At 57.9% G+C, this 22,263-nt stretch carries 23 protein-coding genes; 15 read left to right on the plus strand and 8 right to left on the minus strand.

Annotated elements, in window-relative coordinates:
* Positions 1 to 9 precede the first annotated feature (9 nt).
* The 9 genes from AGR1_RS29115 to AGR1_RS29155 all read left to right on the plus strand — a co-directional run bounded on the left by AGR1_RS29115 (position 10) and on the right by AGR1_RS29155 (position 8,791).
* A complete protein-coding gene (locus AGR1_RS29115) occupies positions 10 to 2,445 on the plus strand; it encodes a conjugal transfer protein TrbE (protein ID WP_149149201.1) in 2,436 nt (811 codons plus the stop codon).
* Positions 2,442 to 3,251 (plus strand): P-type conjugative transfer protein TrbJ, encoded by an 810-nt coding sequence (trbJ, locus tag AGR1_RS29120; RefSeq protein WP_149149202.1) that lies wholly within the window; start codon positions 2,442 to 2,444, stop codon positions 3,249 to 3,251. Before AGR1_RS29115 ends, trbJ begins: the two co-directional genes overlap by 4 nt.
* 11 nt (positions 3,252 to 3,262) lie before the next feature.
* Positions 3,263 to 3,451 carry an entry exclusion protein TrbK gene (trbK, locus tag AGR1_RS29125; protein WP_246669787.1) on the plus strand — a complete coding sequence of 63 codons (189 nt, stop codon included), beginning with the start codon at positions 3,263 to 3,265 and terminating at the stop codon, positions 3,449 to 3,451.
* Complete coding sequence (gene trbL / locus AGR1_RS29130; RefSeq protein ID WP_149149204.1) at positions 3,445 to 4,623, plus strand: P-type conjugative transfer protein TrbL; 1,179 nt, start codon at positions 3,445 to 3,447, stop codon at positions 4,621 to 4,623. The genes trbK and trbL overlap by 7 nt, the downstream gene beginning before the upstream one ends.
* Before the next feature lie 23 nt (positions 4,624 to 4,646).
* Positions 4,647 to 5,309 (plus strand): conjugal transfer protein TrbF, encoded by a 663-nt coding sequence (locus AGR1_RS29135; RefSeq protein WP_113731228.1) that lies wholly within the window; start codon positions 4,647 to 4,649, stop codon positions 5,307 to 5,309.
* A gap of 17 nt (positions 5,310 to 5,326) precedes the next feature.
* The gene (gene trbG / locus AGR1_RS29140; RefSeq protein ID WP_149149205.1) at positions 5,327 to 6,139 is read left to right on the plus strand and encodes a P-type conjugative transfer protein TrbG; all 813 of its coding nucleotides are present in this window, start codon (positions 5,327 to 5,329) and stop codon (positions 6,137 to 6,139) included.
* Positions 6,140 to 6,143: 4 nt separating this feature from the next.
* Positions 6,144 to 6,569: a conjugal transfer protein TrbH gene (gene trbH, locus AGR1_RS29145; RefSeq protein ID WP_149149206.1), complete on the plus strand. Its 426-nt coding sequence runs from the start codon at positions 6,144 to 6,146 to the stop codon at positions 6,567 to 6,569.
* 11 nt (positions 6,570 to 6,580) lie between these two features.
* Positions 6,581 to 7,882, plus strand: coding sequence for an IncP-type conjugal transfer protein TrbI (gene trbI / locus AGR1_RS29150; protein ID WP_149149207.1), 1,302 nt, complete (start codon positions 6,581 to 6,583; stop codon positions 7,880 to 7,882).
* 207 nt (positions 7,883 to 8,089) lie between these two features.
* Positions 8,090 to 8,791, plus strand: a complete 702-nt coding sequence (locus AGR1_RS29155; RefSeq protein WP_187772328.1) for an autoinducer binding domain-containing protein — start codon at positions 8,090 to 8,092, stop codon at positions 8,789 to 8,791.
* Between the two features lie 6 nt (positions 8,792 to 8,797).
* Here AGR1_RS29155 and AGR1_RS29160 read toward each other — a convergent pair whose 3' ends face one another.
* A complete protein-coding gene (locus AGR1_RS29160) occupies positions 8,798 to 9,091 on the minus strand; it encodes a transcriptional repressor TraM (protein WP_149149209.1) in 294 nt (97 codons plus the stop codon).
* A 236-nt stretch (positions 9,092 to 9,327) separates the two neighbouring features.
* Here AGR1_RS29160 and AGR1_RS29165 point away from each other — a divergent pair, with 236 nt between their 5' ends.
* On the plus strand, positions 9,328 to 9,585 hold the full coding sequence (locus AGR1_RS29165; RefSeq protein WP_149149210.1) for a helix-turn-helix transcriptional regulator: 258 nt from the start codon (positions 9,328 to 9,330) through the stop codon (positions 9,583 to 9,585).
* Here AGR1_RS29165 and AGR1_RS29170 read toward each other — a convergent pair.
* The 3 genes from AGR1_RS29170 to AGR1_RS29180 all read right to left on the minus strand — a co-directional run bounded on the left by AGR1_RS29170 (position 9,576) and on the right by AGR1_RS29180 (position 12,021).
* A complete protein-coding gene (locus AGR1_RS29170) occupies positions 9,576 to 10,070 on the minus strand; it encodes a DUF4411 family protein (RefSeq protein ID WP_149149211.1) in 495 nt (164 codons plus the stop codon). The two genes, AGR1_RS29165 and AGR1_RS29170, sit on opposite strands and share 10 nt — an antisense overlap.
* Positions 10,071 to 10,079: 9 nt before the next feature.
* Positions 10,080 to 11,273, minus strand: coding sequence for an XRE family transcriptional regulator (locus AGR1_RS29175; protein WP_149149212.1), 1,194 nt, complete (start codon positions 11,271 to 11,273; stop codon positions 10,080 to 10,082).
* A 109-nt stretch (positions 11,274 to 11,382) separates the two neighbouring features.
* Positions 11,383 to 12,021: a hypothetical protein gene (locus AGR1_RS29180; RefSeq protein ID WP_149149213.1), complete on the minus strand. Its 639-nt coding sequence runs from the start codon at positions 12,019 to 12,021 to the stop codon at positions 11,383 to 11,385.
* Between the two features lie 80 nt (positions 12,022 to 12,101).
* Between AGR1_RS29180 and AGR1_RS29185 the strand changes: the two genes are divergently transcribed.
* Both AGR1_RS29185 and AGR1_RS29190 read left to right on the plus strand, forming a co-directional pair.
* The gene (locus tag AGR1_RS29185; RefSeq protein ID WP_149149214.1) at positions 12,102 to 12,971 is read left to right on the plus strand and encodes a hypothetical protein; all 870 of its coding nucleotides are present in this window, start codon (positions 12,102 to 12,104) and stop codon (positions 12,969 to 12,971) included.
* A 72-nt stretch (positions 12,972 to 13,043) separates the two neighbouring features.
* A complete protein-coding gene (locus AGR1_RS29190) occupies positions 13,044 to 13,877 on the plus strand; it encodes a hypothetical protein (protein WP_149149215.1) in 834 nt (277 codons plus the stop codon).
* A gap of 15 nt (positions 13,878 to 13,892) precedes the next feature.
* Here AGR1_RS29190 and AGR1_RS29195 read toward each other — a convergent pair whose 3' ends face one another.
* The 4 genes from AGR1_RS29195 to traA are packed head-to-tail and all read right to left on the minus strand — an operon-like array spanning position 13,893 to position 19,546.
* Positions 13,893 to 14,513, minus strand: a complete 621-nt coding sequence (locus tag AGR1_RS29195) for a TraH family protein (protein ID WP_149149216.1) — start codon at positions 14,511 to 14,513, stop codon at positions 13,893 to 13,895.
* A gap of 14 nt (positions 14,514 to 14,527) precedes the next feature.
* A complete protein-coding gene (locus AGR1_RS29200) occupies positions 14,528 to 15,667 on the minus strand; it encodes a conjugal transfer protein TraB (RefSeq protein ID WP_246669785.1) in 1,140 nt (379 codons plus the stop codon).
* 13 nt (positions 15,668 to 15,680) lie between these two features.
* Complete coding sequence (gene traF / locus AGR1_RS29205) at positions 15,681 to 16,238, minus strand: conjugative transfer signal peptidase TraF (protein ID WP_149149218.1); 558 nt, start codon at positions 16,236 to 16,238, stop codon at positions 15,681 to 15,683.
* Positions 16,235 to 19,546 carry a Ti-type conjugative transfer relaxase TraA gene (traA, locus tag AGR1_RS29210; RefSeq protein ID WP_149149219.1) on the minus strand — a complete coding sequence of 1,104 codons (3,312 nt, stop codon included), beginning with the start codon at positions 19,544 to 19,546 and terminating at the stop codon, positions 16,235 to 16,237. Before traA ends, traF begins: the two co-directional genes overlap by 4 nt.
* 254 nt (positions 19,547 to 19,800) lie before the next feature.
* Between traA and traC the strand changes: the two genes are divergently transcribed.
* The 3 genes from traC to traG are packed head-to-tail and all read left to right on the plus strand — an operon-like array spanning position 19,801 to position 22,217.
* Entirely contained in the window at positions 19,801 to 20,088 is a 288-nt protein-coding gene (gene traC, locus AGR1_RS29215) for a conjugal transfer protein TraC (RefSeq protein WP_149149220.1), read from the plus strand.
* 4 nt (positions 20,089 to 20,092) lie between these two features.
* Entirely contained in the window at positions 20,093 to 20,308 is a 216-nt protein-coding gene (locus AGR1_RS29220; protein ID WP_113731242.1) for a type IV conjugative transfer system coupling protein TraD, read from the plus strand.
* Positions 20,295 to 22,217 carry a Ti-type conjugative transfer system protein TraG gene (gene traG, locus AGR1_RS29225; protein WP_149149221.1) on the plus strand — a complete coding sequence of 641 codons (1,923 nt, stop codon included), beginning with the start codon at positions 20,295 to 20,297 and terminating at the stop codon, positions 22,215 to 22,217. The genes AGR1_RS29220 and traG overlap by 14 nt, the downstream gene beginning before the upstream one ends.
* Positions 22,218 to 22,263 lie beyond the last annotated feature (46 nt).

Raw genomic sequence — 22,263 nt, forward strand, 5'->3', positions numbered from 1 at the left:
GAGGCGAACATGGTTGCCCTCAAACGTTTTCGCTCGACTGGCCCCTCCTTTGCTGATCTCGTTCCTTACGCAGGAATGGTCGATAACGGCGTGATGCTATTAAAGGACGGCAGCCTGATGGCTGGCTGGTACTTCGCGGGTCCCGACTCCGAAAGCGCCACAGATCAGGAGCGCAACGAACTCTCACGGCAAATCAACGCCATCCTATCGCGTCTCGGCTCGGGCTGGATCATCCAGGTAGAAGCGGTTCGCGTCCCGACCGTAGACTATCCAGATGAGGACCGGTCTTTTTTCCCCGACCCCGTCAGCAGGGCAATCGAGGCGGAGCGCCGAGCACATTTCGCGCGTGAGAAGGGGCATTTTGAGAGCAAGCATGCGATCATCCTGACCTACCGTCCGCTCGAGTCAAAGCGCACGAGCCTTAGCAAGTACATTTATTCCGATGAAGAGAGCCGGAAGCGATCTTATGCTGACACGGCTCTCTTCTTGTTCAAGAACTCGATCCGAGAGATCGAGCAGTATTTGGCGAACACGTTGTCGATCCGCCGCATGCAAACCAACGAAACCTTGGAGAGGGGAGGGACGAGGAGGGCGCGTTACGACGAGCTTCTCCAATTCATCCGTTTCTGCATCACCGGTGAGAACCACCCCGTCCGGCTCCCCGATATCCCGATGTATATCGACTGGGTCGCGACGGCGGAGCTTGAGCACGGCCTGACGCCACGCGTCGAAAACCGGTTTCTCGGCGTCGTCGCCATCGATGGCCTTCCGGCGGAAAGCTGGCCAGGGATACTCAAAAGCCTTGACCTCATGCCGCTCACCTATCGCTGGTCGTCCCGCTTCATTTTTCTCGATGCGGAGGAGGCAAGGCAGAAACTGGAGCGCACCCGCAAGAAATGGCAGCAAAAGGTCAGACCCTTCTTCGACCAGCTTTTCCAGACGCAGTCCCGGTCCGTCGATCAGGACGCCATGACGATGGTTGGCGAAACCGAAGATGCGATCGCCCAGGCTTCATCGCAGCTCGTCGCTTACGGTTATTACACGCCGGTGATTATCCTGTTCGATGTTGATCGAGAAGCGCTGCAGGAAAAAGCGGAAGCAGTTCGCCGCCTGATCCAGGCTGAGGGTTTCGGTGCGCGCATCGAAACCCTCAACGCCACGGACGCCTATCTCGGCAGCTTGCCTGGCAATTGGTATTGCAACCTACGCGAACCGCTAATCAACACGAGGAATCTCTCCGACCTTGTGCCATTAAACTCGGTCTGGTCTGGTTCTCCTTTTGCCCCTTGCCCGTTTTATCCGGAAAACTCTCCACCGCTGATGCAGGTTGCCAGCGGCTCCACGCCCTTCCGTCTTAACCTGCACGTCGACGATGTCGGCCATACCTTGATTTTCGGCCCGACCGGCTCGGGCAAGTCCACTCTTCTCGCGCTGATCGCCGCCCAGTTCCGTCGCTATGAGCACGCGCAGATTTTCGCCTTCGATAAGGGTCGGTCACTCGAACCGCTCACCCTTGCGTCCGGCGGCAATCACTACGAGATTGGATCCGATCGGGACGGCGAGGGGTCACAGCTCGCTTTTTGCCCGCTTGAAGATCTTGCGAGTGACGAAGATCGCGCCTGGGCGTCGGAATGGATCGGAACGCTTGTCGCACTTCAAGGTGTCAACATCACCCCCGATCATCGCAACGCTATCTCGCGTCAGATCATGCTGATGGCGCTCTCTAATGCGCGGTCGCTATCCGACTTTGTTTCCGGTGTTCAGATGCGCGAGATCAAGGATGCGCTGCACCACTATACGGTCGACGGTCCTATGGGCCATCTCCTCGATGCCGAGCAGGACGGGTTGACGCTCCGCGCCTTCCAGACGTTCGAAATCGAGCACCTCATGAACATGGGCGAACGTAATCTTGTTCCAGTGCTTACCTACCTCTTTAGGCGAATCGAAAAACGGCTCGATGGCTCGCCAAGCCTGATCGTCCTCGATGAAGCTTGGTTGATGCTCGGACATCCGGTATTCCGGGACAAAATCCGGGAGTGGCTGAAGGTGCTGCGAAAGGCCAACTGCGCGGTTGTCCTGGCGACGCAATCGATTTCCGACGCGGAGCGATCCGGCATCGTCGACGTGCTGAAGGAATCCTGCCCGACAAAAATCTGCCTTCCGAACGGAGCTGCGAGAGAAACTGGCACGCGCGAGTTCTACGAGAGGATTGGTTTCAACGAGCGACAGATCGAGATCGTCGCAAACGCGATTCCGAAGCGTGAATACTACGTGACGTCTCCTGATGGCCGACGGCTTTTCGACATGTCGCTCGGCCCAGTCACCCTTTCTTTTGTCGGCGCCTCGGGCAAAGCCGACCTAGCCCGTATCAGGGCGCTCTTGTCGACCTATGGCAAGGACTGGCCGAGCCAGTGGCTCATTGAAAGGGGAATGCAACCACTATGAGTAAAACAAGCAGAATTCTGGCTATCCACAGGGCGTTACTTGCTTCCGCCGTTGCCGCCGGCATCGCCATATCACCTAGCTCGTCATTGGCAAGCGGCGCGGTCACGGGCGCCACCGAAATGACCCAGATCCTCAACAACGGCGAACTGATTTCACTGGTCGGACAATCGACGGAGCAGATCAACAATCAGATTACGCAGATCACGCAGCTCGCCGAGCAAATCCAGAACCAGCTGAACATCTATCAAAACATGCTGCAGAATACGGCACAGCTTCCCAATCACATCTGGGGTCAGGTCGAGGGAGATCTCAGCCAGCTCCAGAACATAGTCAAGCAGGGCCAGGGCATCGCATTTTCGATGGGCAATGCCGACGACCTCCTGAAGCAGCGCTTCAAGAGTTACGCCGATCTCAAAACCGGTCTCCCGAACGCCGACAGCTTTTCGTCGACCTATCAAACCTGGTCAGACACGAACAGGGATACGATTTCCAGCACACTCAAAGCCGCAAGCCTGACCGCCGAGCAATTCGACACGGAAGAGGACACGATGGGCCAGTTGCGATCCATGTCTCAGTCGGCGGATGGCCAGATGAAGGCGCTGCAGGTTGGTCACCAGATCGCTGCCCAACAGGTGGCGCAAATGCAGAAGCTGCGCGGCATTGTTTCCCAGCAGACCACGATGATGGGAACCTGGCTACAAAGCGAGCAGACCGACAAAGACCTCGCGCAGGCCCGCCGCGAGAAATTCTTCAATTCGAATGTCCAGTCCGTTCCGACCGGCCAGAAAATGGAGCCGCGTTGGTAAACCGTTCGGTATTGATCATTTCCGTTTGTGCCGCGATAGCCGGCATTGCCATCGTTGCGACCGTCGTCTTGGTACGTGACGAAAGTGCGGCTGCACCGCAAATGAGTGAAGAACAGCGAGCGGACCGGGAAAATTTCTTTGGCGTCCCAAAGGAACCTCGTCCAATCGAGAAGGGCCAGGAGATGCGGCCAAGATGGTGACCCTCGCACTTAGACGCACCTTTGTGATCACTGGAGTTGTCTGCCTCATCACGGCAGTGCAGGCCTTTGCTCAGCAAGGGCAGGTGTTGACTGAACTCGAGAATCAGGTCTCAGCGGCGGCCAAGGGGTGGGAGACTACCGTCATGGACGCGGCGAGATCCCTGTTCTGGATCCTCGCTGGGATCGAGGTGGGAATAGCTGCCGTTTGGCTTGCGATCCAGGCCGCATCTTTGGATAGCTGGTTTGCCGAGCTGGTCCGCCGTATCATGTTCATCGGCTTCTTCGCCTTTGTGCTGACGCAGGGCCCTACCTTCGCAAAGGCGGTTGTCGATAGCCTGTTCCAGATCGGTGCTGGCGGCGGATCAGCCTCGCCGGCAGAAGTTTTCGACGCCGGCATCCGCGTCGCTTCTCAAATGTCCGAGCAGGCGAAATTCGGGGTCTTCGAAGATAACGCGCTGGCGATTGCTGCAGTCCTGGCGATGGGTATCGTCGTGATCTGCTTCTCGCTCGTCGCTGCCATCTTCGTCTCGGTGATGGTCGAGATGTATGTCGGCCTGCTTGCCGGTATGATCATGCTCGGCCTTGGCGGATCTTCTTTCACCAAGGACTTCGCTGTCAGATATCTGGTCTATGCATTTGGCGTAGGAATGAAGCTGATGGCGCTGGTCATGATCGCCAAGATCGGCTCGAACGTCCTGCTGGGCTTGGCCCAAGCGCCGACTGCGACCAGTGATCAGTTCATCACCACCCTTGCCATCGCAGGCATTTCCGTCGTGGTCTTCATCATCGCGATGTACGTGCCGAACATCATGCAGGGCGTGGTCCAGGGCGCGTCAGTGTCTGGTGGAATGGAAACCGTCCGCCACGGCGGGCAGGCCGCGTCGTTTGCGGCTGGCGGCGCGTTTCTCGGGGCGGGTGCTGTCGGCGCTGGCTTTGCAGCCGCGCAGGCAGCCCGAGCAGGCGGTTCCTCTGCTGCGGGCTCCGTACTGAAAGGAATGGGCGCGAGCTTCAGTTCCGGCACGATGGCCGCGGGATCCGCAGCGAAGGAAAAGGCGATCGGGTCGCCAGGCGCCTATGCCGGCTCACTATTGGGGCTCGCCAATGCAAAGCTGCAGGAGAGCCGCTCCGGGCATGTCAGCCCACCACCTGCACCTGAACGAAACGACAAATGATTTTCAAAAGATTGGATTGATTGATGGCCGCAGACCGTGCCCCAGATAACCCGTATCTTGCGGCCCGCCAGGAATGGTCGGAACGCTATGGGTCCTATGTCAAAGCCGCGGCGGCATGGCGCGCGGTCGGCATCCTCGGACTGACGATGGCGGTGATTGGTTTCGGTTACGCGCTCTATCTCAGTTCGCAGGTGAAGCTCGTTCCGTACGTGATCGAAGTCGACAAGCTTGGAAATGCGGTGAACGCCGGATTCCCGCAGCAGATCGAATATGCCGATGCTCGGGTTGTCCGTGCGACGCTCGGCAATTTCGTCACGTCGTTCCGTAGCATTACCCCAGACGCCGTTGTCCAAAAGCAATACATTGATCGCACCTACGCCTTGCTTAGGACCTCGGACCCATCCACCGAAAAAATCAATTCGTGGTTCAGGGGCAACTCGCCCTTCGAACGTGCGAAATCGGCCACGGTTGCGATCGAAGTGAACAACATCGTCGCCTTGTCAAACCAGACCTATCAGATCGACTGGACCGAATATGAGCGGGACCGGAAGGGCAAAGAGACAGGGACACGGCGCTTTCGCGGGATCGCCACGGTCGCGCTCACTGCACCGCAGGACGAGGCCATAATTCGGCTAAACCCGATCGGGCTTTACATCCGCGATTTCGACTGGACCGCACAGCTCTAGGAGCAGGGGAAAATTTCATGATGAGGATTGGATTTCTGGCGGCCGCCGCCTGGCTGGCCGTAACACCGTATGCTGCTGCTGCGGATTCGCAAGGCATGACCTATAAGGAAGCGAAGGGAACGGGCCTGTCGGGTAGTTGGAGAGGGTCGACCGGCCTTGTCACACGGGGAGCGGATGGGAAGGTGATTTTTCTCTACGGAGAGACCCAGCCGTCCGTCGTGTGTTCGCCCCTGCAGGTATGCGACATCGAACTTCAAGGTGGTGAGATCGTAAGGGACGTTTTGGTCGGTGACACCGTTCGGTGGAAGGTTGAGCCGGCGACGTCCGGCGCCGCCAACGGTCAGGCGATCCATCTCGTCGTCAAGCCATCGGAACCGGGACTGGTGACATCGATGGTGGTAACAACGTCCCGGCGCACCTACCACATCCAGCTCAAATCCCATCCGACGCAGTATATGGCAAGAGTTGGCTTCGAATATTCCGAAGACGTTTCCACCAAGCTTGCCGACATCAACGCGAGGCTCGAGACAGGCGGCATCCCTGGCTCAGCGCCCGACAAGCTGAATTTCTCCTATTCGATCAGCGGCGGTGCATCGTGGAAGCCGAAGCGCGTCTATTCGGATGGCCAAAAAACCTACATCCAGTTTGCGCGATCGATTGCGGGTCAGGATGCGCCGGTCCTCTACGTAGTCTCGGGCGGACAAAATCGGATCGTTAATTACCGAATGAAGAACGAAATGATGATCGTCGACTACGCGATCGACAAGGCGATCCTCATTTCGGGCGTGGGCTGGCACCAGCAAAAAGTCACCCTCAGAAGGGGAGGGTGAAGACATGCGCGCTAGCTATCTCATCCTATGCCTCACTCTGGCCCTCGCCGGTTGCCAGACGACTGAAGACGGCTTGAAGACCAATGCTACACCGGTCGTCTCGAGCTCCGCCGCCAGCGCGATCGCCGGTGACTTGGCAAGTCGATTTGCCGAACAGGTCCCGCCGGCCACTACCTCGGTGCGGCTGAAATCGGACAAAAGCGACTTTGCGGTCGCGCTCGAGGCCGCCCTCAAAGGTTGGGGCTACTCGGTCACCACCGAGAAGGTCAACAATGACAAAGCGGTCGAGCTTGCCTATTCCATCCAGGGCCTCGACGGCCAACTACTAGCCCAGCTCTCGACACCATCCATTGCGCTCGGCAGGGCCTATGTCGTGTCAGCGGGCGGTGCGACACCTGCCAGCCCGCTTTCCATCATGCAGCGAAACTGACGGAGGATTTTATGGTCCAATCCCTTCAACTGGGAACGCCCAACGGGCAAGGATCCGAAGGTGGAATGCGCCGTCTCAATCGGCTGCCGATCATCGCCGCGATCGTGTTCGTCGTACTATTCATCGGCGTCGTCATCGTCGGCCTATCGTGGAGGGGCCTGTCTTTCGGAGGACGGAACAGCCTCGATAGCGCTTCGAATTCACCTGCCACATCGTTTGGAGATCAGCTCAAGCGGGGCGTTGGCGACGGCATCATCGGCGATCCCACGGAACGTGAGACGTTCCAACCGACACCGACTCCGACGGTCGAACGGAAATCGGAACCGGAACAGCGTGTTTTGGAAACGCCGGCAGCAGAGCGTACAGTAAAGCGACAACCATTGGAGTCTGAAGAGGAGTGGAAGGCACGTCTCAGGAGAGAGCAGGACGAGCAATACATGCGCGAGCAGAACCGTCAGCGCATGGCCCGTCTGCAGGCACGGGCAACAGCCCTCGATTCGCCTTTGAAGGTTGACGTGTCGGAAATCGAGCGTGGCGATAGAGCCAATGCTGCGAACGCAACTGGTGCATTGACCGGAGCCAGGGGGGCTTCAGATCTTTATGTGGCGGCTATGAAGGCAGGGCTGCAGGGTCAAAACCCCGACCCGAACGGGCAAGTCTTGAAAGAAGACTTCTTCAACCAGGACATCAAAGACCTGGGATATCTTCCAAACCAAGTCGTGCCGCAGCTCTCCAGATTCGAACTCAAACGAGGATCGGTCATTCCGGCCACCTTGATTACAGGGCTGAACTCAGATCTCCCCGGCAGGATCACCGCGCAGGTTAGTCAGAGTGTTTATGACAGCGCCACCGGTTACCGGCTCCTGATACCCCAAGGGGCCAAATTGTTTGGACGCTATGATTCGAAGGTCTCTTTTGGCCAGGAGCGTGTTCTTGTGGTCTGGACAGACTTGATCCTTCCCAATGGATCAACTCTTCAGATCGGTGGCATGGCAGGGACCGATGCTGAAGGTTATGGCGGGTTCCAAGACAAGGTCGATCGCCATGTGTGGCGCACATTTGGCTCAGCGGCGTTGATCGCCCTGATTGGGACAGGCATCGACATGTCGATGCCGCAGAGCTCGACGCTTGCTACCCAGGACACGGCCTCGGATGCCGCACGACGAAACTTTGCTGAGACTTTCGGACGGGCCGCGGAACAAACAATTTCTAAGAACCTCAACGTCCAGCCGACGATCCGAATTCGACCGGGCTACAAGTTCAACGTGCTCGTCGATCAAGATATCGTTTTTCCGGGCAGCTATCGCGAGTGACCTTTAACAGTCAGGGTGAGAAGTGCTGGTTAGCGTGATGACTTCACCACAACTTGAAGAAGGCCAATCCCCGCACGTGGCCCTTTTGGGTTGACCTGACTCTTCCGCTCAACTATCCGGTAAGGACGACGTAACGTCACATTTTGTTTCCCATTTTGAATTGCAATTTGATTGCGTTCATTTCCTCACGCGTCGGGGGGCCGTGGATTGGATCAGTGGTTTGAACATCTGATAGAGCAGGTATCGCTGGCGGTAGACGAGAAGTCAGTGAAGATCGTGCTTCAGAACCTGGCACACGAAGCTGGGTTCGAAATGTTCACCTATGTCAGCTTGCAAGCCAACACCCATAAGATCTTGTCGAACTATCCCGAGGTCTGGCAGCAGCGATATGTTGACGAGCTTTATGTATCCGTCGATCCAATCATGCTTGGCCTTAGATACAGGTCAGATCTTTTTGCCTGGTCAAACACTACAGAGGGTCGGCTGAACAAGCAGCAGCGAAAGTTTTTCGCCGAGGCGGCCGAGTTTGGGATCCGGTCGGGCGTATCTATCCCGGTCAGATCCGGGTTCGGTCAAATGGCGATGTTGACGCTGGCCTCCAGTGAGCATGGCTATGCCGAGAGCCGATCAATAACGCCGTCTTTGGCGGCCGCTGCGGTCGGTCAAATGCATGCGAGGATCGATATCCTCGAATTGAAGCCGCGTCTGCATGCGCCTGTTGAGCTAACGCCCGGCCAACTCACCTGCCTACGCTGGAATGCAGAGGGAAAAACAGCGGACGATATCGCTGATATTGAGAAAACCTCCGCCCATAATGTTCGCTTTCATTTGAAAGGCGCAAAAAGGGCGCTTGGGGCGTCAACCTTGACCCAGGCCGCGAGGATAGCGACGATATTGGGGCTGATCTGACGTCTGTTAGTGCGCCTTGGACGTCGGCATCGGGGGAATGTACCCGAGGATATCAAGCAAGGTCGAAACAACCGTCTGCTGCGCATGGACTGCGATCATCGACGAAAGATACGCTTCGTGCGCCTCTGAAATTTCTAACTCTCCAGGCTGGTTCTTGAACCGGTCGTAGGCCAATTCCGCATCGGTCACGAGACATCGATGCTTCGAGATAGCCTCGATTGTCAGTCGTTCAATCATGTCTTTGGGCTGGCCTACCAGCAAGCCAATGAGCGGACGTAGGACAATCTTTGGGTTACCCACCTGCTTCTAGCCTCCTCCGGTACGCCGCCGCCGCCAAAGGCTCAGACCGTCATTTCCATCCCGATCGCTACTCCATCACAGCGAACGAGCGACCCTTATCATACAATCGGGCTGTACGACCACATCACGCAGCAGTGTGTACAGAACCTACCTGCGCGCTCATAATTCGAGAAGCGGCCGGATTTGTAGAGAATACTCCGTGGTGAAATACTCTACAACCCGCTGCTTTGCACCTCATGGAGATTCGCGACGTTTTGGCAAACAATTTGAGAGCGCTTAGGAAGGCTCGACACATGTCGCAGGAAACGCTTGCGGATGAGGCCGATATTGACCGCACCTATATTAGCTCGATCGAGAGGGGAGTTTACGCGACGAGCGTTGACGTGCTGGACCGCCTCGCCAAAGCTCTTGGGGTAGAAGCCAGCGAGCTTCTAAGCAGAGATCGAAAACAGAACCCGGGCGATGCAACTGCGCAAAATTCCGATCAGAGTTGAGAGCGCCAGCCGGTCCTGAAATCCAAGTCCGTCAACATCTGGAAGCTGTTGCACCAACGCACTTCAAGGTCGTTGCAGACGTCCGGTATCCTGCGGTTTGCACGTTTGGTGCTCGGCTTCGAGGCCTCGACGGTCACGACGATCCTATCGGCGCGGTCAGCTAAGGCGTAGGCAATCAGGAATGGGTCGCGGCCGACCTCGATGATCTCAGCATCGTTGAGATCCGGCGCATATTTTTCGATGACTGTCTGAACGAGGGCAGTATCGACGTCCTGATCCAGTTTGAGGGCATCATAATTGTCGCCCTCATTCAGCCATTTCGCCAATTCCGATCCTTCGGTAATCTCTTCTAATATCTCGACTGGGATCTTCAGCGCGCCGGTCTGTCCCTTATGGACGAGCCAATCCCAGAATTCTGGAACGCGCTGAATAGGATAGTAGAGGTTATGCGCCGTTATAAGGACGTTCGCGTCGAGAAGATGCACGCCGCCCCCTTAAGCCACGCCGTCGGTCAGCGAGAAGACGTTGTTCGGCTTCACGCCGAGAATCGCGGCAGCCTTGGAAGGTGAGAGGGCTCCGTCGGCTAACATCCGTTTCGAAAGGCTCAGCAGGCGATTGCCCAGCCGATGGCGACGCACAAGATAGTAGCTCGGGCCGCCTTCGCTTTCGCGCGCGCGCGCTCGTTGCGCAGCCTTGTTGTTCAGCCATTGCTGCCGAAAGATAGCCGTCACAGACGACCACATGGCTTGGTCGATGATCCCTTCGCGGTAGAGCTTGTAGGCGACCATCGAGTGGCTGACCTGCTTCAGCTCCGCGATTTCGCCAATGCGGGCCATCACGACATCCTGACGCGCCCCACGCAATGCGTTCTCGCCAGCGATCTCGGCCGAAGGCAGCAGGATACGGCCCGCCACATCGTTGCAGAAGGTTTCAATGACCGATGTGGGCCGCCCACCGCTCACTCCGGTCTGGCCAAGCCAGATATGGGCAAGCTCGTGAAGTAGCGTGAAGGACCACGCCTGCTCGCTGTCTTGATCGTTGATCACCACAAAAGGTGCGACCTTGTCCGAGAGAGCGAAGCCCCGAAAGAGTTCGACATTGAGTGCACTGTGGTGACTTCCGAGATTGCCGATCAACAACACGAAAATCCCGGCGGCCTCGGCGCGTTCGCGCAGATAAGCGAAGCCTCTTGACGTGCCGCGGCCGTTACCGGATCGGAAAGACTGGAGGCTGAAGCCTAGACGCTCCCTGATCGCAGCAGCGAGTCCCTCTGGACCACCGCGGTAGTCATAAGATCCTACGAAATCCAGTGCCTCGGCCTCTTCCTCACTTTCGAGGAGGGAACGCACCATTTCCTGGCGAGCTCGAACTTCGCGCAGCAGCGTGTCGACGAGCGCCGCATCGCGTTGTGCATATTCGTCGGGAAGGGTCCGGAAATCCTCGCCTCGTGCAGCTGTTACTGGCGGCTCGGCAAGATAGAAGGTGAGCAGGGGCCGACGATATTGAGTCGACATCTTGATCAGCTGCGGACGAGTAGGTTCAACCTCGCCGTTTTCAAGCATGGCAAGGCGATCGCTGCCCGCAACACCGCGTGCATCGCCGATGCCGAGCTTGTCGGCAGCATCTTCGACGGTGAGCCCTGCGGTTTCGCGAGCCCAACGCAGGATCGACGGGTTGACCTTTGGCACCTTTCACCTCCGCGAGAGTCAGCCAATACTTGGTTCGATTTGATCATGCAATCGTTACGAAAGATATAGGCATGCAGCGGGCTTGCATCCATGGCGGGCCATCATCAATTTAGCCACTCGCGTTAAAACCCTCGGCCTTCCAGGCCTGCTGAAGCAGCTTGCGGCCGAATTCGCAAAACCGCTCCCGCGAGGCGCCGACCAAAGGAAACTGGTTGGCGATCATGAGCCGCTCTGCAAAGTCAGGTTCTCCTTCCCACCATTGAACCCGCCAAGACTGAACAATGCCGTAGAAGACACTCATTTCCGGGGTGAATTTTCCGAAGAGGACCTTGTAGCTGTGAACTGCGGTCCAGATGGTCATCACGATGTGGTCGACCGGGAAGCTATTTTCGACATTCATGTCCGCCGACGAGTGTTTTGCAAAGTTGTATGAGTGGTTAAGGCCATGAAAAAGCTCCTCCTGCAGTTTGTCGTCGACGTTAGCTTCTTTCAGCATTGCTCGGACGTGATTTAGTCCCACTCCGGCCTGGCCCTTGGAAAGAGCGCTCATGATCTCGGTTGCAGCACTTGCGAGCACGTGTGCCGAGATAGGGTCTTCATCAAACAAGAATAGCCTGATCGAGGAGTTAATTTCCGTTTCGCAGATCTGCCGGCGGTTCAATCGGAGGTATTCCATACCAGGATTTGCTTGCGCGAGCGGGAGCGCCGCGCGCTCATCAAGCGACATTTTACTTTTGCGACGTGACATGTATCAGTTCCTGGTGGCGAAGAGTGGAGATTAGGTTTTCTCATCATCCGAGCCTCCATGCAATTTCGGATGATCAAACAATGGAGCCTAGTAAGTTCAGCGATATCGAACAGGAGGCAATTATCCTCGGCGCGGTGATCGGCATGGTCGACGACATGGTCAATCACTCGATATTCTGTTCCATTGATGACAAACGCGCCGACACCAATCTTCTGCCGCAGACTGCAGGAGCCCTTCGGCAATTCGGGACGCTACTTCGTGATTTCCTATCACCTGTGACAGGAAAGGGAAAAGGCCCGCTACCCTTTGGCCTGGCCAAACCGCAAAATGGCAACAACGCGGTTGATCACACCACGCTATATTATCTGCGTCAGATTTGCGAAAAGCCCTTGATCGGCACTGAGATCGCCCACCTCCGGAGGATCGCCCAGGAGTTCGGCGACTGGCTTGATGCTGAAGCCCTTGTCAACGACGTTTGGCTAGGCAGTATCGATGTGAAGGTCGATCTTTGCATCAAGCGGATCGATTTCATTCGGATGAGCGGAGACATTGGAAAACATAATTTCCTTCGTCTCGGCGGCCAAGCAAACCGCCTGAGATCGATTTTGCAGAACAATGGGGTCGCCATAGATGAATGCGGTGCCTACCTCGCACTACCGGATTGTTGGGAGTGGTTTCATACTCACCTGCTGGCCTACCACGCCAGCACGATTGCAGAGTTTTTGAACAATATCAGATATGCGATCCGATCCTACGTGACCCCGGTTGCCAAAACACACTACCGAGCAATCGGCAACAGAGACGGAATAGAGCTTTACACGTTTGAGCGGCCCGACGACATCGTCAACAAGTTTGCGTGGGCGCAATATTTCGACTTATTGCAAGGATCACTCCGTAAACCGAACTTCCCTCCTTTTAGTGTGACTCAATCGATGAAGCTACGGTTCTAACCGCCACGGAAACCCGTGTCTGGACCCGTCGAGCGAATCGGGCCAGATGTGCAGGACAGGGGGAGTTCATGGATGAAGAAGCAGCGCATCAAGAATATGCAGCCGAGACGGCGTATGCCGAAGAAGGAGAACATCTCTGCTGTCATCGTGGACAAAGACAAAAAGTCAGTCTTCTTCATTACGAGGGACATCCTCTCGAAGCAGATCTATCGAGAAGGTCCTCGGATCGCTGCGTCATTTGATGAGCTCACACGAGGCGACATCGCGGAATGCAGCGAATTATTTTCCTTTGCTCAAGCGCGTCTTTTTCGGCACCTCCCAAAAGTGGAGGATAACGGCTTCGAGGCGACCTCGGCCAGATTGCTGTTTAGTGCCGCAAACTCTTACGTGGCCGCGGTTGAGGTTGGCCGGCGGGGCTATGCACGACAGCACGGCGCGCTATCTCGAATGGTAGTCGAAACGATCGCGACGGTTTTGGCGATCGCTGTAAACGCTGCCGCTCTTGAAAAATTCCATGCTGGGAAGCTCGAGTCGACGAAGTGCATAGGCATGGCAAAGGCGGTTCTTCCTTTTATTGGCGGACTATATGGGATGTTGAGCAACAACTTCGTTCACATCGGCACTGCGCATGCGGAGTTCGTAGGGCCAAAAATCTATTCTAAGGGCGATGAGCGTCTAGGTTTCATCATCACGTCATCAAAAATGATGGCACTCCTGCTCGACATCTCGACCGAATTAATCTTCGCTCAGGATCAGACACAATTCAGATACTGGAAAAAGGAAGGCCGGGGCTGGCGGTTTAGCCCGTCGGACGAAGTCATGTCATGGATGGAGGCATATGCACCGAAGGAATCCGATCCTCCAGCCTCAATCGAACCGCCAACAGTCCCGATCGATGCATCCTGATGGCGGCTCCTGGCCCTAGCGGACCCCTATCCGAGAGAGGTCGATACGGATCCCAGCTTGGCCGGAATCCTGAATGCTGGATTGCTTCTCGTCGGTCGTTCCGTCCGTATCCGCTGGCACCACGTCGTTGGCCGGCGATTTTGCCTTGCGTGGCTTGGCATCGATGAAGGTCGGCCCACCGGGATCTTCAGTTTGAAAAACCCGCGTTCCTTCAAATACACCGGTGCGCCATGCGTAAATCGCATCGTCGATCATTTGAGGTAAGACTTCTGGATTTGTCGGGCGACCGTACCATTTGGTGACGATCCGGGCAACTTTGGCGAAGAGCGCCGTCCCCATGCGCAGGTTGGCGCACGTCTCAAAAATCTCCGGTGTCAGCTGTGAAATCTCAGATATGCCAACGCCTGCCGGAAACTGAGTGATTCCGACCCGAACAACTGCTTGGCCGACATAGTTTCGGATGGCGTCAACGCCCATCGCAGGATCTGTAGGCTTCGGAACGAGCACCAGCCTTCCGCCGACCTTTACCGAAATGGCCAGCGGATCGTCGGACCCGGCGGTGCTGATGAATTGTTCGACGATTGCTGGTGTGAGCGAGGGGTCTGAGCATTTCTCGATGAGAGCCATATCGATCATAGTCGTCTTTCTGATCAGCGGTTGAAGGAGATCACGAGCGGTTTGTCGAAGAGGCGTGCCCAGGCAACCGCACTTGCAATTTGAATGGAGGCGATTGAGGTGCCCTTGGTCCACCATCCGTTTCCAACAGCGATGATCAGATCTGGGTCCAGGGCCAATGAATGCAGTACCGGCCAGACGAGCAACTGCTCATAACAGATCAGCGGCGCAACACGCGTACTGCCGATGTCGACAACAGGATTGTCGAAGAAGTGCGCTCGCGCGCCCCCGCTTTCCCCAAGCAGCCGGCGCCAAGGCTGCCACATGGCGCCGGGCACCGGCATTCGCTCACGATAGATTATCTTCCCGCCCGCTTCGGTGACAGCGACCAGCACGTTGTCATAGCCACCGTCGATGACGACTGCTCCACCGGTAATCACAATCTTGTCGGAGTCCTTCAGCGCTTTCTGCCAGACCCGCTCTGTAGTCGGCGTCCAGAAGCCAAGCGCGCTTTCCGGAAAAACCGTGACCCGACCGCCGGTCGGGAACGTTACCAACGCAGCACCTGCCAGATCGAGCTGTCGCTGAAGCGACGGGTCACGACCAAGGCTCGCACCATATTCGAGGTCGACACCCGTCCACCCCGGGAGTAGAAGGGCGGGTGTCCAGCTAGCGGCGGACCAAGCCCAGATGCCCGAAATGGCAAATATTGCAATCGGCCTACACCGTGTCACGAGTACGGCGAGGCCGGTTGCAAGGACCACGAGGCCGAGCCAGCGCCATCCAGGAAACAAGACGCCTGCAGCGGTAATTGGGTGCGCCCAGCCCAGGATTCCGAAGGGCGGAACTGCCATTAGAATACCGGCCGCGAGATAGCGAAAAGCTCGCTGCAATTCGTCCGCCGCGCTCCAGAGCAGGGTATGAACGAACACAAAGGCGCCCGACGCGACGACCCAGAGCAGGATCCCGGGTAGTATGTCGGAGCCATAAAAGGTCGCAACGCCCTGCGGCAGTCCGCGCGACGCAGCCAGAAAATAGCCCCCTGAAACAAGCGCTGCGACTTTTCGAGACTTTGCCATCGACCAGACGACCGGGAAGGCGAGCGACAGGGGTAGCGCGAGGACAAAGCCGCTCCAGGCAAACCAACCGGCGCCGATCGCAGAGACGATGAGCACGCACGTTCGAAGGTCAGGGTGCAAAGGTCAGCACCTCCTTCGCCAGGCCAAGGATCCCCGCGACCGGGATCGGACCGAAGTATCGGGAGTCGTACGATCCCTTGAAATCAGAGTGAAGGAAGACGAACCCCTCGCGGACTATGCCGCCCGCATAAGGGGCAAGGGATCGCCCCTTTCCGTCCATTGAGGCCAACCTTGAATTGGGCACCGGGATGCGATCAACGAGGACCGTTTGCTTGATCTGGACCTGCTGCCCGGCGACCGCGGCGACCCTCTTGATCAACGGCGCATATCCTCCGGGGCAAAGACCCGATCGGATATAACCGCGCTGCGCGGCGCGTTCCATGTCTGGCCTTTCGGGCGGGCAAATGAAGATGAGGTCGCCGCCACGCGCCGGCCGGTCCAGCGGTTGGATACGCCATAGTCCGATTGGCTCGCTTGGCGTGAAGTTCAGGCGATAGCCGGCGAGCCCCGCCGTTGCTATAGAGACGGGGACGCATAGAGCGGTAAAGGCCAAAGCTAAACCGCGCTTCTGCCATATCCGATGGTGACTGTTGATAATGGAATTCATTTGAGTGATAGCCCTTGGGATTTGGCTTGGCGGAGGTTCTCCGCCTGCTTTGCCGCGTTGACGCTGCGCTCATGCGCCGCCAGTTGCTGGCTGGCGCGCATCAAGTTCCAGGCGGATTGGATCTCGGCTTTTTGCCCCGGATTCATGCCCGATGTGACGGTGCGGAACGTCTCGCCGCCTGTGTCTTTGGCAGCCAGGGGCAGGAAGGTTCTTTCGCTGAAACGTTCCGAAACTGCGCGCGCAAAGCCTTCCAGTTCTGCCTTGATCATCTTGTCGGCAAGCGCTAACTCCAGGCCGGACGGAAGATCGTTCCGGTCGATGGCGTCCCGAACGCGCTCGAGGACGCTTCTCGCGCTAGCCGACAGGGCAGGGATGTCGATCGATACCTGTCTGCGCGTCGACAGCTCCTCTCCCCGCATGTGCGCCTCCAGCGTGTCGCGCTGACGCAGATAGTCGGTCAGGCTGGCAGCGAGCGCGGGCGCATTGGCGATCGCCCGGTCCCGGTCTCGCTTGTCGGCAGCGCTGGAAAGCATGCCGGTCTTCCCTTTGAGCGGGCCAAAGCTCTCTGGCTTTTCAGCAATTGTTTGCAGTCTGGCCGCCGCACTCGCTTTATCCGCCAGCATCTTGTCGACATCGACGGCTTTGAAGGCGGCTTCAGGGTTCGCATAGACAAGCTGAAACCGGGTCGAGACCTCTTCCCATTGCTTCTTCAAGGCAGGATCTGCTGCGAGCCTGTCTTCAACAGCCTGATCGACGGTTTTGGGGTAAGTCGTGATACCAGCGACCGTAGGCTTTGCCTCCTGAGTGGGATTGGATTTGAGCGTTGGGCCGAGGCCGATCCTGGCCCCGATTGCCGCAAGCCGGCTGGCCAGATCGGCCAACCGCTCGGCCTGCCTTGCGGTCCAATCAACCCGGTCGCGGGCGATCGTTCTGGCGACGTTGACGAGATGCAAACCACGCGCCTCGGCAAAACGAAGCGCCTGCCGGTAGAGGCTGCCGCCCGAATAATCGAGCGTGGTCTCTTTGGCGTTAGTGCGCGACAGCATCTCGACGAGCCCGCCCGCTTTGGCAAAGGAGCGGCGGCCGTAATAGACGGCAAGATCCTCGCGGTGGCGCGTCATTGCCACATAGGTCAGATGCCGATCGAGCGAGAGAGAGGCGAGCACTTTCACGCGATCAACGGTAGCGCCTTGGCTCTTGTGCACCGTCGTGGCGTAGCCGTGGTCAACATTGTTGTAGAAGCGCTGTTCGACGCTTACGTGCCGGCGTTGCTCCGCGTCCCCGATCTCGGCGACGATGCGGCCAGGCGAGGCCTCGACCACTTTGGCCAGCGTGCCGTTCTTGACACCGATCGATCCCTCATTCTTCAGGAAGACGATCTGGTCGCCGGCTGCAAACCTTCTCGTACCATCACCCGTCTTGAAGACGTGGCCCTCTTTGATGATGCCGCGTTCGACGAGTTTTTGGCGTGCCAGCTCATTGAGCATACGAACGTCGCGGCGCAGATGCGCGAGGATCAGCGACGTCTTCGCAGGATCGTAGTCACGGTTCCAGTCGGCGATCAGGTTGCTGACCGCCTGGCCCTTCAGCTCCGAGGCCATCATGCGGCCATGGGCGCCATAAGCTTCGATCGCTCTGCCGATCTTGCCGCGGGCAAGATCAAGTGACGCGTCCCGCATCCATTGTTCGCGCTGACGATAGATTGTTTCCAGTTCCGCATAGCCGATGCGATCGGCGATCGCGCGGAATGCTGCGCCGGCCTCGATCGGCTGCAACTGTTCGGGATCGCCAACCAGAACCAGCTTGGCGCCCATCTTCGTGACAGCTTCGACGAAGAGCGCCATTTGCCGGGACGAGACCATGCCGGCCTCATCCAGCACGAACACGGTTTTATCATCGAGCTGGTTTCTGCCTTGATCCCATCGCAGTTCCCAGGACGACAGGGTACGCGAGACAATGCCGGCTTCTTTCTCCAGACCTTCCGCCGCCTTGCCGGCGAGCGCGCCACCGACGACGCGATAACCGGCCGCTTCCCAGGCCTCGCGGGCCGCTTTCATCATCGTCGTCTTGCCAGCGCCAGCGCGGCCGATCACGGCGGCGATCCGTCCCGGCCCAGCGACATGTTCAATCGCTACCTTCTGCTCGCTGGAGAGGCGCTCGTGTCTCCCAAACACGGTCATCAGCACTGCGTCTTTCACGCCATGCGACGTGCGCTGAGAGAGCCAGATCGCGCGATTGGCCATTTCGGCTTCGAGCCGGATCAGTTCGCGTGTCGTGTATTTTGCAGGTTGCCTGACCCCGGTCGTAAAGTCGATCCGCTCGCGATCAAGCCGCAGCGTCTGTGGGTCCTGCAGGATGCGCGCCATTAGGTTCCGGAAGAGGGCGGGATCGTCGATATAGCGATGGAGCACTTTGGCGATATCGCGCTCATCGAATACGCTTTTTTCGCGTGTGATCAGGTCGAGCACGATCTCGGGACTAGCTTGGATGCGCCGAGCGTTCTCCGCCCGCCGCTCATCCTGCAACTCCAGCCGCTCCAGGGAAACCGTCTCGGCCGCCGTGCCATCTGCGGTCGCGACCTTCCGCTCGATCGCCTTGGTGCCGACCCCGAGATGAATGGTCGGTGTCAATTCTATCCCCTGCTTCTCGAAGGATCGGCCATCGATGCGGATGTCGAGTCCGGCAAGCGCAAGATGCCGGTTCTGGCAGGCGAACCATCCATCGCGAAACCCATTGAAGTCGTCAGCACCGCCAGCCCAAAGCTCATAGACGATCCTGCCGGCGCCGTTGCGGACCGGATTGCCGTCAGCTCCAGTAACCGCAACTTTCTTGGGGCCGAACCCGTCCTCCGACACCGGTCGCAAAGTGGTCATCAGATGGATGTGCGGATTGCCGGGAGCGTCATGAAAAACCCAATCGGCGACCACGCCCTTGGACGTGACGTGCCGCGCTACGAACTCCCGGACAAGCTCGATATTCTGCTCGGGAGAAAGCTCGACCGGCAGAGCGATAGTCACGTCCTTGGCAAGCTGGGCATCGGATCGCTTTTCGAAAGCTTCCACCTTGTTCCAGAAGGCTTCGGATGCGCCTGAGACCGATCGATCCGCGACCATCGAGCGCAGCCATTCGGGTGCATCCTCCGGGATAACAAATTCTTCGTGGAGGAGCCCCTGTTTGCGAGTGTAGTCGATGGTTCGCGCTTCCCGTTCGAACTCCATCTTGGCGCAATGCCGGTAGGCCGCAGACAACACAGCGCTGCGGCCGGAGCCGCGGGCAACGATGCTGACTGAGAAATGCGGGACGGCCACGGGCAGGACACTCCATCTTCCGATCGAATTCAACATGTTCGAGAGGATCGGAACGGCCCCGCCGGGGCTTCAACCAGGGCGTCGCACCAGCGACGTATAATTGCGCCCTTGGATGCCGTCCTTCGAACGGCCGGGATGATGGTCAAAGGCGTTGGCAGAGCCAACTACCACTTCTGATAGTCGCTTCGCGCCAGAACTTCTGAAATTTTCCAATTGTCACAGACAGGCATAAAGTTCGGAAGGATCAATCGGAAATGAAGAAATCGTCGCTTCAGCTGCGCAAGGACATCGCCAAACTCCAGGAACAACTTCGCCAGGCAGAGACACGCGAAGCCGAACGGATCGGCCGGATCGCATTGAAGGCGGGCTTGGGGGAGATAGAGATCGACGAGGGCGAACTGCAGACTGCCTTCGAAGCCGTTGCGAAGCGGTTTCGCGAAAGCCAGCGGACACCGAAATCGGCGGCAAGCGGGGGCGACCCAAAAGGCCCAAGTACGACGACCGGCTCTGGTGCGGCTTCGGGCCAACCTGCTGAGGCTTGAGCGAATGGCCCGCACTACAATGTCTGACGCGCGCAAGAAAGATACGCGGGAAAAAATCGAGCTCGGCGGTCTCATCGTCAAAGCGGGCCTGAGGTTCGAAAAGAGAGCGCTTCTACTCGGAGCGCTGATCGACCTCCAGCAGCGTCTGGCCCATGATGGCGCTGAGCGCGACAGGCTGATCGCTATCGGGTCGGGGGCCTTCGGCGATGACGGCGAATAAGATTATCATCACGGTGGTTCCTGCCATCCTGATGATCGTGGTTATGTTCATCTTGACGGGACACGAACAGGCACTATCCGCACTGGGTCGATCGGAAAACGCGCGACTGATGCTCGGCCGCACGGGTATCGCATTGCCGTTCGTTGCGGCGGCAGCACTCGGCCTGATCTACCTATTTGCGAGCGCAGGCGCGGTGAACATCAAGGCGGCGGGCCTGGGTGTTCTCGCTGGCGGATTGGCGACGGCAGCAGTTGCCGTCGTTCGGGAGAGTACGCGGTTGCTCACTCTCGCGGGCAATGTGCCATCCGGCCAATCCATTTTTTCGTTTCTCGACCCCTCGACACTTATCGGCGGCGGCGCAGCAGCTCTCGTTGCAGCCTTCGGGCTTCGTGTCATGGTCCTTGGCAATGCGGTCTTCGCAAGGCCAGAGCCGAAACGCATTCGCGGCAAGCGTGCGCTTCACGGCGAAGCGGAATGGATGAACATGAAAGAAGCCGAAAGGCTATTTCCATCATCGGGAGGCATCGTGATCGGAGAACGCTATCGCGTCGATCGCGACAGCGCAGCCAATCGGCCATTCTATGCCGACGATCGCATGAGTTGGGGCGCTGGCGGCACATCCAAACTCCTGTGCTTCGATGGATCCTTTGGGTCCTCGCACGGCATCGTCTTCGCCGGATCGGGTGGCTTCAAGACGACCTCCGTGACGATCCCGACGGCACTGAAATGGGGAGGAGGGCTGATCGTTCTCGACCCCTCAAACGAAGTCGCCCCGATGGTCGCGAGACACAGGCAGGAAGCCGGTCGGCGGCTGCGGACGCTCGACCCTCGGCAGCCGGATATCGGCTTCAACGCGCTCGACTGGATCGGCAAGTTCGGCGGTACGAAGGAAGAAGATATCGCCTCTGTCGCGTCGTGGATCATGAGCGATACGGGGAGGGCGAGCGGCGTACGCGATGACTTTTTCAGGGAGTCGGGTTTGCAGCTTCTGACAGCGATGATTGCCGATGTCTGCCTCTCCGGCCATACGGAGGCGGAGGACCAGACGTTGCGGCAGGTGCGCGCCAATCTTTCCGAGCCGGAGCCAAAACTGCGCCAACGGCTTCAGGACATTTACGACAATTCCAGCTCGGACTTCGTGAAGGAGAACGTTGCAGCCTTCGTCAACATGACGCCAGAGACCTTCTCTGGCGTCTACGCCAACGCGATCAAGGAAACGCACTGGCTCTCCTACAAGAACTACGCAGCATTGGTGTCGGGCTCAACCTTCTCGACGGAGGACATTGCATCCGGCACGACCGATGTTTTTCTCAACATCGATCTGAAAACGCTGGAAACCCATTCGGGCCTGGCGCGTGTTATCATCGGCTCCTTCCTGAACGCGATCTACAATCGCGACGGAAAGGCAGACGCCCGTGTCCTGTTCCTGCTCGATGAAGCGGCTCGGCTCGGGTATATGCGGATTGTGGAGACCGCTCGTGACGCGGGCCGCAAATATGGCATCACGCTGACGATGATTTATCAATCGATCGGACAGCTGCGGGAGACTTACGGCGGACGAGACGCATCGAGCAAGTGGTTCGAGAGCGCCAGTTGGATATCATTTGCGGCGATCAATGATCCGGAGACCGCCGACTACATCTCGCGCCGGTGCGGCACGACCACGGTCGAGATCGACCAGGTCAGCCGCAGCTTCCAGTCACGGGGATCGTCAAGGACCAGATCAAAGCAACTGGCGGCCCGACCGCTGATCCAACCGCACGAGGTGCTGCGAATGCGAACCGATGAGCAGATCGTTTTTACCGCCGGTAATCCGCCCCTTCGTTGCGGCCGTGCGATATGGTTCAGACGGGAGGAGATGAAGGCTTGCGTCTCCGACAGCCGGTTCACCCCGAAAGCCGAGCCGTGATGTTGCCGGAAGAGTTTGGTGCGGAAGGATCGTTACCCGAATGGGC

The sequence above is a fragment of the Agrobacterium sp. B1(2019) genome, from assembly GCF_008274755.1.
GTDB lineage: Bacteria > Pseudomonadota > Alphaproteobacteria > Rhizobiales > Rhizobiaceae > Agrobacterium > Agrobacterium salinitolerans.